The 16,893-nt window shown below is 66.1% G+C and carries 15 protein-coding genes; all 15 read left to right on the top strand.

Features of this window, described 5'->3' with window-relative positions; genetic code table 11:
- Positions 1-48: 48 nt before the first annotated feature.
- A complete protein-coding gene (locus tag M9799_RS05600; RefSeq protein WP_231043424.1) occupies positions 49-750 on the top strand; it encodes a transposase in 702 nt (233 codons plus the stop codon).
- Between the two features lie 193 nt (positions 751-943).
- The gene (locus M9799_RS05595) at positions 944-5,674 is read left to right on the top strand and encodes a glutamate synthase-related protein (RefSeq protein ID WP_231043425.1); all 4,731 of its coding nucleotides are present in this window, start codon (positions 944-946) and stop codon (positions 5,672-5,674) included.
- A 47-nt stretch (positions 5,675-5,721) separates the two neighbouring features.
- Positions 5,722-7,197 (top strand): glutamate synthase subunit beta, encoded by a 1,476-nt coding sequence (locus M9799_RS05590; RefSeq protein WP_231043426.1) that lies wholly within the window; start codon positions 5,722-5,724, stop codon positions 7,195-7,197.
- A 1,186-nt stretch (positions 7,198-8,383) separates the two neighbouring features.
- The gene (locus M9799_RS05585; protein ID WP_231043427.1) at positions 8,384-9,187 is read left to right on the top strand and encodes an amino acid ABC transporter substrate-binding protein; all 804 of its coding nucleotides are present in this window, start codon (positions 8,384-8,386) and stop codon (positions 9,185-9,187) included.
- Between the two features lie 81 nt (positions 9,188-9,268).
- Positions 9,269-9,922, top strand: coding sequence for an amino acid ABC transporter permease (locus M9799_RS05580; RefSeq protein ID WP_231043428.1), 654 nt, complete (start codon positions 9,269-9,271; stop codon positions 9,920-9,922).
- Entirely contained in the window at positions 9,903-10,700 is a 798-nt protein-coding gene (locus tag M9799_RS05575; protein ID WP_304505207.1) for an amino acid ABC transporter ATP-binding protein, read from the top strand. The genes M9799_RS05580 and M9799_RS05575 overlap by 20 nt, the downstream gene beginning before the upstream one ends.
- A gap of 136 nt (positions 10,701-10,836) precedes the next feature.
- Positions 10,837-11,649 (top strand): ABC transporter ATP-binding protein, encoded by an 813-nt coding sequence (locus M9799_RS05570; protein WP_231043429.1) that lies wholly within the window; start codon positions 10,837-10,839, stop codon positions 11,647-11,649.
- The gene (gene mlaE / locus M9799_RS05565; protein WP_231043430.1) at positions 11,646-12,428 is read left to right on the top strand and encodes a lipid asymmetry maintenance ABC transporter permease subunit MlaE; all 783 of its coding nucleotides are present in this window, start codon (positions 11,646-11,648) and stop codon (positions 12,426-12,428) included. The genes M9799_RS05570 and mlaE overlap by 4 nt, the downstream gene beginning before the upstream one ends.
- 31 nt (positions 12,429-12,459) lie before the next feature.
- Positions 12,460-12,948, top strand: a complete 489-nt coding sequence (gene mlaD / locus M9799_RS05560) for an outer membrane lipid asymmetry maintenance protein MlaD (protein WP_231043431.1) — start codon at positions 12,460-12,462, stop codon at positions 12,946-12,948.
- Positions 12,945-13,748, top strand: coding sequence for an MlaA family lipoprotein (locus tag M9799_RS05555; protein ID WP_231043432.1), 804 nt, complete (start codon positions 12,945-12,947; stop codon positions 13,746-13,748). Before mlaD ends, M9799_RS05555 begins: the two co-directional genes overlap by 4 nt.
- Before the next feature lie 115 nt (positions 13,749-13,863).
- Positions 13,864-14,478 (top strand): MlaC/ttg2D family ABC transporter substrate-binding protein, encoded by a 615-nt coding sequence (locus M9799_RS05550; protein ID WP_231043433.1) that lies wholly within the window; start codon positions 13,864-13,866, stop codon positions 14,476-14,478.
- A gap of 6 nt (positions 14,479-14,484) precedes the next feature.
- A complete protein-coding gene (locus M9799_RS05545; RefSeq protein WP_231043434.1) occupies positions 14,485-14,784 on the top strand; it encodes an STAS domain-containing protein in 300 nt (99 codons plus the stop codon).
- 75 nt (positions 14,785-14,859) lie between these two features.
- Positions 14,860-15,786, top strand: coding sequence for an ABC transporter ATP-binding protein (locus M9799_RS05540; protein WP_231043435.1), 927 nt, complete (start codon positions 14,860-14,862; stop codon positions 15,784-15,786).
- A complete protein-coding gene (locus M9799_RS05535; RefSeq protein WP_231043436.1) occupies positions 15,783-16,538 on the top strand; it encodes an ABC transporter permease in 756 nt (251 codons plus the stop codon). The genes M9799_RS05540 and M9799_RS05535 overlap by 4 nt, the downstream gene beginning before the upstream one ends.
- A gap of 73 nt (positions 16,539-16,611) precedes the next feature.
- Positions 16,612-16,851, top strand: coding sequence for a BolA family protein (locus tag M9799_RS05530; RefSeq protein WP_231043437.1), 240 nt, complete (start codon positions 16,612-16,614; stop codon positions 16,849-16,851).
- The last annotated feature ends 42 nt before the right edge of the window (positions 16,852-16,893 follow it).

The raw sequence follows: 16,893 nt of genomic DNA, 5'->3' as shown, positions 1-16,893 counted from the left end.
GATCTCAAGATCAGCGCGTTCATCTCCATCACCGCCGGAGCTCTCCCCATGGCCCGTCTCCCCCGCCTGACTCTCGCCTCCCTGCCGCACCACATCATCCAGCGCGGCAACAACGGCGCGGAGATCTTTGCCGATGCCGCCGATTGCACGCAGATGCTGGACCTGCTGCGCGAGATGGCAAGGCGCTTTGGCGTCGATATCCACGCCTACGTCCTGCTGCCCAGCGAATTCCAGCTGCTGGCGACCCCCGAGACCGACACCGCGCTGCCGCAGTTCATGCAGTCGGTGGGGCGCAGCTACGTGCGCTACTTCAACAACCGCCACGGCCGCAGCGGCACGCTGTGGAACGGGCGCTACCGGGCCACGGTGATCGACCCGGGCTATCTGCTGACGAGCATGGTGGCGCTGGACTGGAGCCCGGTGCGCGCCGGGCTGGTGCGTGAGCCGGCGGACTATGCCTGGTCCAGCTACGCGCACAACGCCGGTCTGCGCTACACGACTTTGGTCCATGCGCATGCGTCCTTCTGGGCCCTGGGCAACACGCCCTTTGCGCGCGAGGCGGGGTACAAGGCAGCCGTCGAGGCGGGCATTTCCAGCGAGCAGCTGGAGAGCATCGAGCAGGCGGCGTTGCGCGGCTGGGCGCTGGGCTCGCCGCAGTTCGTCGCGGAACTGCAAAACCGCACCCAGCGCCGGGTGGTGCGCCAACGTGCGGGGCGCCCTCCAAAGGTGGTTTCCAACCCTTCTGCTTGAATGGAAAGCGGCAATGGCTTGGCCACCGCGCCGTTCGTGCATTGAATGCTCTTGAATTTGATGTGTCCCCAATTTAATTTCCGAACGATTTCCTTGGTTAATAATTGAATCTGACCCCAATTATATTTTCTTGCATAGGCTGATGCATTGCCGTAATCTCCGGTTCCCTGCGAAAATAACTGAGGATTCCGCCATGACGACGGCTGCCGAGATCTCCCATCTCCAAGAACACGGTCTGTATTCCAAGAGCAATGAGCACGACGCGTGCGGCCTGGGATTCGTTGCCCACATCAAGGGCGTGAAACGCCACGACATCGTCACGGGTGCGCTGAAGATCCTCGAGAACATCGACCACCGCGGCGCCGTGGGCGCCGACAAGCTGATGGGCGACGGCGCAGGCATCCTGATCCAGATTCCGGACCAGCTCTACCGCGAAGAGATGGCGCTGCAGGGCGTCGCGCTGCCGCCCGCGGGCGAGTATGGCGTGGGCATGATCTTCCTGCCCAAGGAACACGCTTCGCGCCTGGCCTGCGAGCAGGAGATGGAACGCGCGATCAAGGCGGAAGGCCAGGTGCTGCTAGGCTGGCGCGATGTGCCGGTGAACCTCGACATGCCGATGTCGCCCACCGTGCGCGCCAAGGAGCCCGTGCTGCGCCAGGTGTTCATCGGCCGCGGCAACGACGTGATCGTGCAGGACGCGCTCGAGCGCAAGCTGTATGTGATCCGCAAGACCGCCTCCGCCGCGATCCAGGGCCTGAAGCTAAAGCACAGCAAGGAATACTACGTTCCCAGCATGAGCAGCCGCACCGTGGTCTACAAGGGCCTGCTGCTGGCCGACCAGGTGGGCGTGTATTACAACGACCTGCAGGACGAGCGCTGCGTCTCGGCCATCGGCCTGGTGCACCAGCGCTTCTCGACCAACACCTTCCCCGAGTGGCCGCTGGCCCACCCCTACCGCTACGTCGCGCACAACGGCGAGATCAACACCGTCAAGGGCAACTACAACTGGATGCGCGCGCGCGAAGGCGTCATGGCCTCGCCGGTGCTGGCAGAAGACCTGAAGAAGCTCTATCCCATCAGCTTCGCGGACCAGTCCGATACCGCCACCTTCGACAACTGCCTGGAACTGCTGACCATGGCCGGCTACCCGATCAGCCAGGCCGTCATGATGATGATTCCCGAACCCTGGGAACAGCACGAGTCCATGGACGAGCGCCGCCGCGCGTTCTATGAATACCACGCCGCGATGATGGAGCCCTGGGACGGCCCGGCCTCGATCGTGTTCACCGACGGCCGCCAGATCGGCGCCACGCTGGACCGCAACGGCCTGCGCCCCTCGCGCTACGTCATCACCGACGACGACCTCGTCATCCTGGGCTCCGAAGTCGGCGTGCTGCCCGTGCCCGACAGCAAGATCATCCGCAAGTGGCGCCTGCAGCCCGGCAAGATGCTGCTGATCGACCTGGAGCAGGGCCGCCTGATCGAGGACGAAGAGCTCAAGGCGAACATCGTCAACACCAAGCCCTACAAGCAGTGGATCGAGAACCTGCGCATCAAGCTCGACAGCGTCGGCAGCCAGGGTCCGGTGCAGCCGCCCGTGGCCGCGCTGCCGCTGCTCGAGCGCCAGCAGGCCTTCGGCTTCACGCAGGAAGACATCAAGTTCCTGCTCGCGCCCATGGCCGCCAAGGGCGAGGAGGGCGTGGGCTCGATGGGCAACGACAGCCCGCTGGCCGTGCTCTCGGACCGCAACAAGCCCCTGTACAACTACTTCCGCCAGATGTTCGCGCAGGTCACGAACCCGCCGATCGACCCGATCCGCGAAGCCATCGTGATGTCGCTGGTGTCCTTCATCGGCCCGAAGCCGAACCTGCTGGACATCAACCAGGTCAACCCGCCGATGCGCCTCGAAGTCAACCAGCCGGTGCTGGACTTCGAAGCCATGGACAAGCTGCGCAACATCGCCGAGCATACGCAGGGCAAGTTCAAGAGCGAGACCATCGACATCACCTACCCGCTGGCCTGGGGCAAGCAGGGCGTCGAAGCCAAGCTGGCTTCGCTGTGCGCGCAGGCCGTCGATGCCATCCGCGGCGGAGCCAACATCCTGATCATCAGCGACCGTGGCATGTCGGCCACCCAGGTCGCGATTCCCGCGCTGCTGGCGCTGTCGGCCATCCACCAGCACCTGGTGCGTGAAGGCCTGCGCACCACCGCCGGCCTGGTCGTCGAGACCGGCACGGCGCGCGAGATCCACCACTTCGCCGTGCTCGCGGGCTATGGCGCCGAAGCCGTCCACCCCTACCTGGCGATGGAAACGCTGCTGGCCATGGGCCGCGACCTGCCGGCCGAGCTGTCGGGCGAGAAAGCTGTCTACAACTACGTCAAGGCGATCGGCAAGGGCCTGGCGAAGATCATGTCCAAGATGGGCGTGAGCACCTACATGAGCTACTGCGGCGCGCAGCTGTTCGAGGTCATCGGCCTGAACACCGACACCGTCGAGAAGTACTTCACCGGCACCGCCACCCGCATCGAGGGCATCGGTGTGTTCGAGATCGCCGAGGAAACCATCCGCAGCCACCTGGCGGCGTTCGGCGACGACCCGATGCTGGAAACCATGCTCGAAGCCGGCGGCGAGTACGCCTGGCGCGCGCAGGGCGAGGAGCACATGTGGACGCCCGACGTGATTGCCAAGCTGCAGCACGCCACGCGCTCGAACAACTTCAGCACCTTCAAGGAATACGCGCAGCTGGTCAACGACCAGAGCCAGCGCCACATGACGCTGCGCGGCCTGTTCGAGTTCAAGGGCGACCCGGCGCAGGCCATCCCGCTCGAGGAAGTGGAACCCGCATCGGAGATCGTCAAGCGCTTCGCCACCGGCGCCATGTCGCTGGGCTCGATCTCGACCGAAGCCCATGCCACGCTGGCCGTGGCCATGAACCGCATCGGCGGCAAGAGCAACACCGGCGAAGGCGGCGAGGACCCCACGCGCTACCGCAACGAGCTCAAGGGCATCCCGATCAAGCAGGGCGACACCCTGGGTTCGGTCATCGGCCACGACCAGGTCGAGGTCGACGTCGAGCTGCAGGACGGCGATTCGCTGCGCTCGAAGATCAAGCAGGTCGCATCGGGCCGCTTCGGCGTCACCGCCGAGTACCTGTCATCCTCGGACCAGATCCAGATCAAGATGGCGCAGGGCGCCAAGCCCGGCGAGGGCGGCCAGCTGCCCGGCGGCAAGGTCACCGACTACATCGGCCGCATGCGCCACTCGGTGCCGGGCGTGGGCCTGATCTCGCCCCCGCCGCACCACGACATCTACTCGATCGAGGATCTGGCGCAGCTGATCCACGACCTGAAGAACGTCGCGCCGCATGCCGACGTGTCGGTCAAGCTGGTGTCCGAAGTCGGCGTCGGCACGATTGCCGCGGGTGTGGCGAAGTGCAAGAGCGACCATGTGGTCATTGCCGGCCATGACGGCGGCACCGGCGCCTCGCCGCTGTCGTCCATCAAGCATGCCGGCGGCCCCTGGGAGATCGGCCTGGCCGAAACCCAGCAGACGCTGGTGCTCAACCGCCTGCGCGGCCGCATCCGCGTGCAGGCCGACGGCCAGATGAAGACCGGCCGCGACGTGGTGATCGGCGCGCTGCTGGGCGCCGACGAATTCGGCTTCGCCACCGCGCCGCTGGTGGTCGAAGGCTGCATCATGATGCGCAAGTGCCACCTGAACACCTGCCCGGTGGGCGTGGCCACGCAGGACCCGGTGCTGCGCAAGCAGTTCTCCGGCAAGCCCGAGCATGTGGTGAACTACTTCTTCTTCGTTGCCGAGGAAGTGCGCCAGATCATGGCCCAGCTGGGCATCCGCAAGTTCGACGACATGGTCGGCCGCGCCGACCTGCTCGACATGCGCAAGGGCCTGGCGCACTGGAAGGCCCAGGGCCTGGACTTCAGCCGCCTGTTCGCCCAGCCCATCGTGCCCGCCGACGTGCCGCGCCACCACGTGGACACCCAGGACCACCTGCTGATCAAGGCGCTGGACACCAAGCTGATCGAGCGTTGCAAGCCGGCGATCGAGCAGCGCGAGCCCGTGCGCCTGATGGAAGTGGTGCGCAACGTGAACCGCTCGGTCGGCGCGATGCTGTCGGGTGCCGTGACCCGCGCGCATCCCGAGGGCCTGCCGGATGACACCATCCGCATCCATTTCGAGGGCACGGGCGGCCAGTCGTTCGGCGCCTTCCTGTGCAAGGGCATCACGCTGAACCTGACGGGCGACTCCAACGACTACACCGGCAAGGGCCTTTCGGGCGGCCGCGTGGTCGTGCGCCCGAGCCACGCCTTCCGCGGCGCCTCCGCGGAGAACACCATCGTCGGCAACACCGTCATGTTCGGTGCCACCAGCGGCGAAGCCTTCTTCAGCGGCGTGGCCGGCGAACGCTTCGCGGTGCGCCTGTCGGGTGCCACGGCCGTCGTCGAAGGCACGGGCGACCATGGCTGCGAATACATGACCGGCGGCACCGTGGTGGTGCTGGGCAAGACCGGCCGCAACTTCGCGGCCGGCATGAGCGGCGGCGTGGCCTATGTCTATGACGAGGACGGCACGTTCGCGCAGCGCTGCAACACCGCCTCGGTGACGCTCGAGAAGGTGCTGCCGCACAGCGAGTTCGCCAGCAGCGTGCACCCCGGCATCTGGCACCGCGGCGAGAGCGACGAGCAGCAGCTGCGCGCGCTGGTCGAGGCCCACAGCCGCTGGACCGGCTCGAAGCGGGCGCGCGATCTGCTGGACAACTGGGCCGCGGCGCGTTCCAAGTTCGTCAAGGTGTTCCCGTCGGAATACCAGCGCGCCCTGTCCGAAATCCATGAACGTAAAGCGAAGGAAGCCATTGCTGCGCAAGCAGAACTAGCTACTGAATCCGAGCCAATCGCGGCCAACTGAGCCCGACCAGCCAAGCCATTCGCCAATCATTCAAGGACAGTTTCATCATGGGAAAAGCCACCGGTTTTCTGGAGTACGAGCGCATCGAGGAGGGCTACAAGCCCGTTGCCGAGCGCCTGAAGAACTACAAGGAGTTCGTCATTGCCCTCACGCCCGAGCAGGCGCGGGTGCAGGGCGCGCGCTGCATGGACTGCGGCACGCCGTTTTGCAACAACGGCTGCCCGGTCAACAACATCATTCCGGATTTCAATGATCTGGTGTACCGCGACGACTGGGCCAACGCGATCCGCGTGCTGCACAGCACCAACAACTTCCCCGAGTTCACCGGCCGCATCTGCCCCGCGCCCTGCGAGGCGGCCTGCGTCGTGAACATCAATGCCGCGCCCATCGGCATCAAGAGCATCGAGCACGCGATTGCCGACCGCGCCTGGGCCGAGGGCTGGGTCAAGCCCATGCCCGCGGCCGTCAAGACCGGCAAGACGGTGGCCATCATCGGCGCCGGCCCGGCCGGCATGGCCGCGGCCCAGCAGCTGGCGCGCGCCGGCCACGCCGTGACGCTGTTCGAGAAGAACGACCGCATCGGCGGCCTGCTGCGCTACGGCATCCCCGACTTCAAGATGGAGAAGTCGCACATCGACCTGCGCGCCAAGCAGCTCGAAGCCGAAGGCGTGACCATCCGCACCGGCGTGCTGGTGGCGGGCCCCGAAGGCCTGGGCAAGGATTCCAAGGTCACTAACTGGGCCAAGGAAACCGTCTCTCCCGAGCAGCTGATGGCCGAGTTCGACGCCGTGCTGCTGACCGGCGGCGCCGAGCAGTCGCGCGACCTGCCGGTGCCGGGCCGCGAGCTCAATGGCGTGCACTTCGCCATGGAGTTCCTGCCCCAGCAGAACAAGGTCAACGCCGGCGACAAGCTCAAGAACCAGATCCGCGCCGACGGCAAGACCGTCATCGTGATCGGCGGCGGCGACACCGGCAGCGACTGCGTGGGCACCTCCAACCGCCATGGCGCCGTGAGCGTGACCCAGTTCGAGCTGATGCCCATGCCGCCCGAGCAGGAGAACAAGCCGCTGGTCTGGCCCTACTGGCCCTACAAGCTGCGCACCTCCTCGAGCCACGAGGAAGGCTGCGAGCGCGAGTTCGCCATCGCCACCAAGGAATTCATCGGCGAGAAGGGCCAGCTCACGGGCGTGAAGACCGTGCGCCTCGAGTGGAAGGACGGCAAGATGACCGAAGTTCCGGGCTCGGAGCAGGTGCTCAAGGCCGACCTGGTGTTCCTGGCGATGGGTTTCGTGAGCCCGGTGGCTTCGATTCTCGAGTCCTTCGGTGTCGACAAGGACCAGCGCGGCAACGCCAAGGCCACGACCGACGCGGCCGTGGGCTACGCGACCAACGTGCCCAAGCTGTTTGCCGCGGGCGACATGCGCCGCGGCCAGTCGCTGGTGGTGTGGGCCATCCGCGAAGGGCGCCAAGCGGCGCATGCGGTGGATGCGTTCCTGATGGGGAAGAGTTCGCTGCCGCGTTAAGTCTTTTTGACTTGATTGAAGGCGCCTCTGTGGCGCCTTTTTCGTTGGCTGGGTTTTTGTGCGGTATACGCTGTGTGATTTGCTTACTGCATGCCTCTGCCGAGGGCGGGGGCCGGGTCTCGGCCCGGCAGCCGACTTCATTTTCTTGTACGCACAAGAAAACGAAGCAAAAGAAAGCGCCCCTGCTGTCTGCGTCCCTCCGCTACGCTCCGGGCAACCTGTCGTGCTCGGTCCCGGGCTGCACCGCGGAACTCGCTGCGCGGCTACGCCGCTCCGCTCGAACAACCGCGGTGAGTCAGTTCACCAAGCAGGTGTGTCCTTCGGCACACCTGCCCAGCCCGGGCCCTGCGCGCGTCAGGCGCAGCCAGAAGGGGTGGGAGCGGGATAGCTTCTTTGAGGGGTAAAAGCTGTACCCTTGGCTTTAATGTGCCCTCGCGGTTTTAAAAACCGTTCGTCCTGAGCTTGCCTGGGCGACCCCGTCGAAGGATGGGCAGCCTGCTCTCTATTTTTAGAGCAGGCCGTCCATGGTTCGACAAGCTCACCACGAACGGTATGGGCGCGCCGTGGCAAGGGGTTCGTCCTGAAAGTCCAAATAGCTATCCGGCTCCCGGCTCCCGGCTCCCGGTTCCCGGTTCCCGGTTCCCGGTTCTCGGTTTTCGGTTCTCGGTTCTCGGACCCCGGACCCCGGACCCCGGTTCCCGCCCATCTGGCTGCGCCTGCCGCGCGCAGGGCCGGGGCTGGGCCGGAGTGCCGTAGGACACGGAGGCTTCGTAATCTGACTCACCGCAGTTGTCCGAGCGCAGCGGCGAAGCCGCGTAGCGAGTTCTGCGGTGCAGCCCCGGACCGAGCACGGCAGGTCGCCCGCAGCGCAGCGGAGGGTCGCAGACAGTTGGGGCTAGGCGCCCCCGCCGATTCTTTTGCTTACTTTTCTTGTGCGAGCAAGAAAAGTGAGTCGGCCGCCGGGACGAATCCCCGGCTCCTGCCCGTGGCAACGGCATGGAGTAAACAAATAGTGCAGCGTGTGCAAGACACACAAAAGAGTAAAACCAATCCAACCCACGGGCGCTTTCGCCACACCCCCATGCACTCCCAACCGGACTGCGCCACAATACCCCTCTTTCCCGCAAGCCAGCAGGCGCCGCAAATGCCCCGCCTGGCATGCCATCGTTCCCAGATCTGAACCACCATGAAAAAACGTACCCTCGTCGCAATGCTGGCCCTGAGCGCCATCTTGGCCGCCTGTGGCAAGAACGAGCCTTCGCAGCCTGCTGCCACCGGAGCTGCAGCGCCTGCCGCGGCCGTGACCAAGATCGTGGTGGGCCTGGACGACAACTTCCCACCCATGGGTTTTCGCGACGAGAAGAACGAACTGGTCGGTTTCGACATCGACCTGGCGCGCGAAGCCGGCAAGCGCATGGGCCTGGACATGGAGTTCAAGCCGATCGACTGGAGCGCCAAGGAAGCCGAGCTGGCGGGCAAGCGCGTCGACATGCTGTGGAACGGCCTGACCATCACCGAGCAGCGCAAGGAGAAGATCGCCTTCTCCTCGCCCTACATGGAAAACCACCAGATCATCGTGGTGCTGGCCAGCGGCGGCATCAAGACCAAGGCTGATCTGGCCGGCAAGGTCGTGGGCGCGCAGGACGGCAGCTCGGCGGTGGACGCGATCAACAAGGACGAAGTCGTGGCCAAGAGCTTCAAGCAGCTCAAGACCTTCGGCGACAACATCACCGCGCTGATGGATCTGTCCGCCGGCCGCCTCGATGCCGTGGTGGTCGATGAGGTCGTGGGACGCTTCCATGTGGCGAAGAAGTCCGAGGAGTACCGCGTGCTCGAGGAGAACTTCGGCGTCGAGGAATATGGCGTGGGCCTGCGCAAGGAAGATACAGAGCTGCTGGCCAGGCTGGAAGCGTCCATGGCCGAGATGAAGAAGGACGGCAAGGCCGCCGAGATCGCCACCAAGTGGTTCGGCAAGGACATCATCAAGTAAGCGCAAGCTCCAGCCCCTGGCACCGGCTGCGCCTTTACAGGCCTGCCGGTGTTTTGCTTTTCTGGACCACAAGGCTTTTGCATGGAATACGTAATCTCCCTTCTGGGGCCCCTGTCCCAGGGGGCGCTGGTCACCTTGAAGCTGTTCGTGATCACGCTGGCGCTGGCGATGCCGCTCGGGCTCGCGCTGGCGCTGGCGCGGGTGTCGCGCTTTCGCGCGCTGGCGCGGCTGGTGGGCGGCTACATCTGGCTGATGCGCGGCACGCCGCTGATGCTGCAGATGCTGTTCATCTACTTCGCGCTGCCCTTCGTGCCGGTGATCGGCGTGCGCTTCGACGACTTTCCCGCGGCCGTCGTCGCCTTCTCGCTCAATTACGCGGCCTATTTCGCGGAGATCTTCCGCGCCGGCATCCAGTCGATCGACCGCGGCCAGTACGAGGGCGCCAAGGTGCTGGGCCTGAGCTACGGCCAGACCATGCGCCGCATCGTGCTGCCGCAGATCTGGCCGCGCATCCTGCCGCCGATCAGCAACGAGACCATCACGCTGGTCAAGGACACCTCGCTGATCTACGTGCTCGCGCTCAATGACCTGCTGCGCGCGGCGCGCGGCATCGTGCAGCGCGACTTCACGACCACGCCCTTCATCGTCGCGGCGTGCTTCTATCTTGTCATGACCCTGGTGCTGACCTGGGGCTTCCAGTACCTGGAGAAACGCTATGCCAAATACGACGCCTGAAGTGCAGGCGCCAGGCGCCGAGGTGATGATCAGCGCGCGCGACATCTGCAAGTCCTTTGGCGGCCAGCAGGTGCTGCGCAAGGTCTCGCTGGACCTGCTGCGCGGCGAGGTCGTGGCGGTGATCGGACCTTCGGGCTCGGGCAAGAGCACCTTCCTGCGCTGCCTCAACCACCTGGAGACCATCGACAGCGGCCACCTGGAGATCGAGGGCGAAGTCCTGGCCGCGACCGATGCCGCGGGCGTCTGCAGCTACGTGCCCGAAGCGCAGATCCGGCGCATCGGCCGCAAGATGGGCATGGTGTTCCAGTCGTTCAACCTGTTTCCGCACCTCACGGTGCTGGAGAACGTGATCGAGGCGCCGATGGTCGTCAAGGGCCTGGCGCGCGCGCAGATCGTGCCGCGGGCCGAGGCGCTGCTGGCCAAGGTCGGCCTGCTGGAAAAGCGGGACAGCTACCCGGCGCGCCTGTCGGGCGGACAGAAGCAGCGCGTGGCCATCGCGCGCGCGCTGGCCATGGAGCCCGACATCCTGCTGTTCGACGAGCCCACCTCGGCGCTCGATCCGGAGCTCACCGGCGAGGTGCTGCGCACCATGCGCGAGCTGGCCCAGGAGCACATGACGATGTTGGTCGTGACCCATGAGATGGGCTTCGCGCGCGAAGTGGCGAACCGCGTGGCCTTCATGGACCGTGGCGAATTGATTGAATCGGGGCCGGCCGCGCAATTCTTTGCGCAGCCAAAACACCCACGCACGCAAGCATTTCTGCACAATATGCTTTGACCTCGGTGCCAGTGCGTCGCGCGCGTTCATGCCGGTCGCTGCACGGGGGTTTGTGTGAGCAAACATACATGAATGTATGTAATCGTTTAGTATTCTTTCCTATCCCTTCTCCATCCTCTCTAGGAACTGCCGGTCCATGACAGCCTCCGCGCCCCTGGTTGAACTGCGCAACGTGACCTTTGGTTACGGCGAGCGCGTGATCCTGCGCGACCTCAGCCTGCAGATTCCGCGCGGCAAGGTCACGGCGCTGATGGGTGCTTCCGGTGGCGGCAAGACCACGGTGCTGCGCCTGATCGGCGGCCAGCAGCGCGCCCAGCAGGGCCAGGTGCTGTTCGACGGCCAGGACGTGGGCCGCATGAACCAGGCGCAGCTGTATGCCGCGCGCCGGCGCATGGGCATGCTGTTCCAGTTCGGCGCGCTGTTCACCGACATGAGCGTGTTCGACAACGTGGCCTTCGCGCTGCGCGAGCACACCGACCTGCCCGAGGAGCTGGTGCGCGACATCGTGCTGATGAAGCTGCATGCCGTGGGCCTGCGCGGCGCGCGCTCCCTGATGCCCAGCGAGATCTCCGGCGGCATGGCGCGGCGCGTGGCGCTGGCGCGCGCGATCGCGCTCGACCCGGAGCTGATCATGTACGACGAGCCCTTTGCCGGCCTGGACCCGATCGCGCTGGGCACTGCCGCGCAGCTGATCCGCGAGCTCAACGATGCCATGGGCCTGACCACGGTGCTGGTTTCGCACGACGTGGCCGAAACCTTCCAGGTGGCCGACCACGTGATTATCCTCGGCCCGGCCAGCGTCGCGGCGCAGGGCACGCCGGCCGAAGTCATGGCCAGCGCCGATCCGCTGGTCGACCAGTTCGTGCATGCGCGCGCCAAGGGGCCGGTGCCCTTCCACTATCCAGGCGTCGATGCGGCCCAGGACTTCGGCCCGGGAGCGCGCCCATGAACCGCCTGCATCCCGCGCGCATCGGCCGCGCCGTGCGCGAACAATGCGCCGCCATCGGCTATGCCGCGCGCCTGCTGCTGCGCCTGGCCTGCCTGCTGGGCGCCACGCTGCGCCGTCCGCGCCTGATGGGCGACCAGATCCATTTCCTGGGCAATTATTCGCTGGCCATCATCGGCGTGTCGGGCCTGTTCGTCGGCTTCGTGCTGGGGCTGCAGGGCTATTACACGCTGCAGCGCTACGGCGCTTCCGAGGCGCTGGGCCTGCTGGTGGCGCTGTCGCTGGTGCGCGAGCTCGGGCCGGTCGTGACGGCGCTGCTGTTCGCCGGGCGCGCGGGCACGGCGCTGACGGCGGAGATCGGCCTGATGAAGGCCGGCGAGCAGCTCAGCGCCATGGAGATGATGGCCGTGGACCCGGTGCGCCGCATCCTGGCGCCGCGCTTCTGGGCCGGCGTCATCGCGCTGCCGCTGCTGGCCGCGGTGTTCAGCGCCGTCGGCGTGATCGGCGGCTGGATGGTCGGCGTGCTGATGATCGGCGTCGATGGCGGCGCCTTCTGGGGCCAGATGCAGCAGGGCGTCGACTGGTGGGCCGACGTGGGTAACGGCGTGATCAAGAGCCTGGTGTTCGGCGTGGCCGTCACCTTCATCGCGCTGCTCCAGGGCTATCTGGCGAAACCGACGCCCGAAGGCGTTTCCCGCGCGACGACGCGCACCGTGGTGATGGCCTCGCTGGCCATCCTGGGGCTGGATTTCCTGCTCACCGCGACGATGTTCAGTATTTGATGCTTCCACCATTGGGTGAGAGGAAGAAACCATGCAGCAATCTAAAAGTGACATGTGGGTGGGCTTGTTCGTACTGCTGGGCGCGGCCGCGCTGGCGTTCCTGGCGCTGCAGTCGGCCAACCTGCTGAGCCTGAGCTTCCAGCCGACCTATTCGGTGACGGCGCGCTTCGACAACATCGGCGGCCTCAAGCCCAAGTCCGCGGTGCGCAGCGCCGGCGTGGTCGTGGGCCGGGTGCAGTCGATCACCTTCGACGACCAGACCTTCCAGGCCAGCGTCCAGCTGGACCTCGAAGAGCAATACCGCTTTCCCAAGGACAGCTCGCTCAAGATCCTGACCACCGGACTGCTGGGCGACCAGTACATCGGCATCGAGGCCGGCGCCGACGAAGCCCTGCTGGCGCCGGGCGACCGCATCGTCGCCACCCAGTCGGCCGTGGTGCTGGAAAACCTCATCGGACAGTTCCTCTACAACAAGGCGGAAGAGGGTGGCACCAGCACGCCCGCTCCGGAAAAACAATGAACTCAAGCAATCCCGTAGGCACATCCCGCGCCCCCCTTTCCGTGGCACTGGTGCTGACGCTGGCCTTGGCCGGCTGCGCCACCACGGCCGATCCGCAGGCCGTGGGCGACACGGCCACGGCGTCCACGCCCAACCCCGCCGACCCGTTCGAGCCCTTCAACCGCAGCATCTACAGCTTCAACACCGTGCTCGACGACGCGGTGATCAAGCCCGTGGCCACGGTGTACCGCGACGTCACGCCGGCGCTGGCACGCGAGGGCGTGGGCAACTTCTTTTCCAACCTGGGCGATGCCTGGTCGTTCATCAACAACCTGGCCCAGGGCCGGGGCGAGGGCGCCTACAACAGCATCGTGCGCTTCAGCGTCAACACGTTCCTGGGCATCGGCGGGCTGCTGGACATCGCCGGCGAGATGGGTGTCGAGCGCCGCCCACAGGATTTCGGCCTGACGCTGGGCCGCTGGGGCGTGCCTACCGGGCCCTACCTGGTGCTGCCGGTGCTGGGCCCTTCGACGGTGCGCGACACCGCGGCCCTGCCGGTGGACTTCAAGGGCAATCCGTTGAGCTACAGCAATGACGTGGCTGCGCGCAACAGCCTGTCGGTCCTGGGCCTGGTGGACCGGCGCGCGCGCCTGCTGCAGGCCGGCGAGATGCTCGATGCCGTCGCGCTCGACAAGTACAGCCTGACGCGCGACGTCTACCTGCAGCGCCGCGACCAGCGGGCCCAGGGCAACGGGGATCTGGAAGCCGACGATTTCGCCGATTTCGATGCCGATGCCGGCATGCTGCCGCCCGAAGAGTGAATTTCTTGCATCTGCTTGCAATCCTTGACATGCGCGCCATCTTCCAGGAGGTGCGCTCAAGCACAATCGAACCTGACGAGGTCCCATGACCATCGCTTCGGAAAAGGAAAACAAGATGATGAATCGACGTACCTGGACAGCCACCGCTGCCGCCTGGCTGGCCCTTTCTGCCACTTTGCCGACCACGGCGTTCGCCCAGGAAACGCCCGATGCCCTGGTCAGGCGCGTTTCGGCCGAGGTGCTGGAGACGATCCGCAACGACCCGTCGCTGAAGTCCGGCGACGTCTCGCGCATCGGCGCCCTGGTCGACAAGATGGTCATGCCGCACGTGAACTTCCAGCGCATGACGGCCGCCGCCGTGGGCCCGAAGTGGCGCCAGGCGACCCCCGAGCAGCGCCAGCGCCTGCAGGACGAATTCAAGGCGCTGCTGATCCGCACCTACGCGGGCGCGGTGGCCCAGGTCAATGACCAGACCGTGGTCGTGAAGCCGATGCGCGCCGCTGCCGGCGACAAGGACGTGCTGGTGCGCACCGAAGTGCGCGGCAAGGGCGACCCGATCCAGCTCGACTACCGCCTCGAGCAGAGCGCGGATGGGTCCTGGCGCATCTACAACCTGAACGTGCTGGGCGTGTGGCTGGTGGAAACCTACCGCAGCCAGTTCGCGCAGGAAGTCAATGCGCGCGGCATCGACGGCCTGATCCAGGCCCTGGCTTCGCGCAACAAGGGCTAAGGCATCATGGAGGCTGCACGCCTGCAACTGCCTGCCGAGCTGACCCATGCGCAGGCGCGGGCCTGCGCGCAGGCGCTGAACGCCGGCATCGGCGCCGCGGACCAGCCGCGCGTCGATGTCGATGCATCGGCGCTGCAAAGCTTCGATTCCTCGGCGCTGGCCGTGCTGCTGGGCGGCCGGCGCGCGGCGCTGGCCGCGGGCAAGACGTTCGCGGTGACGGGGCTGCCCGCGGGGCTGCAGTCCCTGGCCGCGCTGTATGGCGTGCGCGCACTGCTCGAGCCTGAAGCCGGCACGCCGGCGCATTGAAACAGCCGCCGTGCGCGGCTTTCGCGGGTGCCCGCAGCGGACAATGCGGGCCCGGGCTTAAAATGCCAAGCTCCCATGCCCGCTGTCTCATTCCAATCCATCTCCAAGACCTACCGCACGCCCAAGGGCGTGTTCCGGGCCCTCAATGACGTCAACCTGGACATCGAGGAGGGCGAGTTCTTCGGCCTGCTCGGGCCCAACGGCGCCGGCAAGACCACGCTGATCAGCATCCTGGCGGGCCTGGCGCGCGCCGATGGCGGCCGCGTGCTGGTGCACGGCAGCGACGTCCAGGCCGACTATGCCCAGGCGCGGCGCAAGCTGGGCATCGTGCCGCAGGAGCTGGTCTTCGACCCGTTCTTCAACGTGCGCGAGGCGCTGCGCTTCCAGTCCGGCTACTTCGGCGTGCGCCACAACGATGCCTGGATCGACGAGCTGCTGCACAGCCTGGGGCTGAGCGACAAGGCCGACGCCAACATGCGCCAGCTCTCGGGCGGCATGAAGCGCCGCGTGCTGGTGGCGCAGGCGCTGGTGCACAAGCCGCCGATCATCGTGCTCGACGAACCCACGGCCGGCGTGGATGTGGAGCTGCGCCAGACGCTGTGGCATTTCATCGCCAAGCTCAACAAGCAGGGCCACACGGTGCTGCTGACCACCCATTACCTGGAAGAGGCCGAGGCGCTGTGCAGCCGCGTCGCCATGCTCAAGAAGGGCGAGATCGTGCGGCTGTCCAGCATGTCCGAGCTGCTCAAGTCGGCCTCGGCCAACGTGCTGCAGTTCAAGACCAACCACCCGCTGCCCGAGCACCTGCGCGTGCTGGCGCGCGTGACCGGGCGCATCGTGCAGATCCCGGCGCATGACGCCGGCGACATCGAGGGCTACCTGTCGGCGCTGCGCGAGGCCGGTGTGGCCATCGAGGACATGGAGATCCGCCGCGCCGACCTGGAGGATGTGTTCCTCAACATCATGGGCGAGGCCCGCACTGCACACGGGAGCGTCGCATGAGAGGCTGGCAGACCCTGTTCTACAAGGAAGTGCTGCGCTTCTGGAAGGTGAGCTTCCAGACCGTGGCCGCGCCGGTGCTGACCTCGGTGCTCTACCTGCTGGTCTTCGGCCATGTGCTGGAGGACCATGTCCTGGTCTATGACCGCATCAGCTACACCGCGTTCCTGATTCCCGGGCTGGTGATGATGAGCGTGCTGCAGAATGCCTTCGCCAACAGCTCCTCGAGCATCGTGCAGAGCAAGATCATGGGCTCGATGGTGTTCATCCTGCTCACCCCGCTGTCGCACTGGGCCTGGTTCGCGGCCTATGTCGGCTCCTCGGTGCTGCGCGGGCTGCTGGTCGGCCTGGGCGTGTTCATCGTCACGCTGTTCTTCGCCGTGCCCGAGTTTGCCGCGCCGCTGTGGATCGTGACCTTCGTGCTGCTGGGCGCGGCGCTGCTGGGCACGCTGGGCGTCATTGCCGGGCTCTGGGCCGACAAGTTCGACCAGATGGCGGCGTTCCAGAACTTCCTGATCATGCCCATGACCTTCCTGTCGGGCGTGTTCTATTCCATCGGTTCGCTGCCGCCGTTCTGGCAGACCGTGAGCCACCTGAACCCGTTCTTCTACATGATCGACGGCTTCCGCTACGGCTTCTTCGGCCAGAGCGATGTCTCGCCCTGGACCAGCCTGGCGATCGTCGGCGGCGCCTGGCTTGCCGTGAGCGCGCTGGCCGTGCACCTGCTGCGCACCGGCTACAAGATCCGCCACTGATCCGCATGGCACCCTTTGTTTGCAACCCTTTTTCCGGCGCAGGCCGCGCCTGCGGCGCTGCGCCCAGCCCGACATGACTGCCGACCAACTCAAAGCCATCATCAGCGCGGGCCTGCCCTGCGAATACCTGGAACTCGAAGGGGACGGCCGCCACTGGTTCGCGACCATCGTCTCCACGCAATTCGAGGGCCAGCGCCCGCTGCAGCGCCAGCGCATGGTGTATGCCACCCTGGGCAACAAGATCCAGACCGACGAGGTCCATGCCCTGTCGATGAAAACCTTCAGCCCGGCCGAATGGGCCCGCAAGGCCTGAGCGGCGCCGTCTTTCTTCGCGCCTGCGTTCCAGGCGGTTTCA

This window comes from Comamonas endophytica, from assembly GCF_023634805.2.
Taxonomy (GTDB): domain Bacteria; phylum Pseudomonadota; class Gammaproteobacteria; order Burkholderiales; family Burkholderiaceae_C; genus Comamonas; species Comamonas endophytica.
This window is presented reverse-complemented; position numbering and strand designations above follow the sequence as displayed.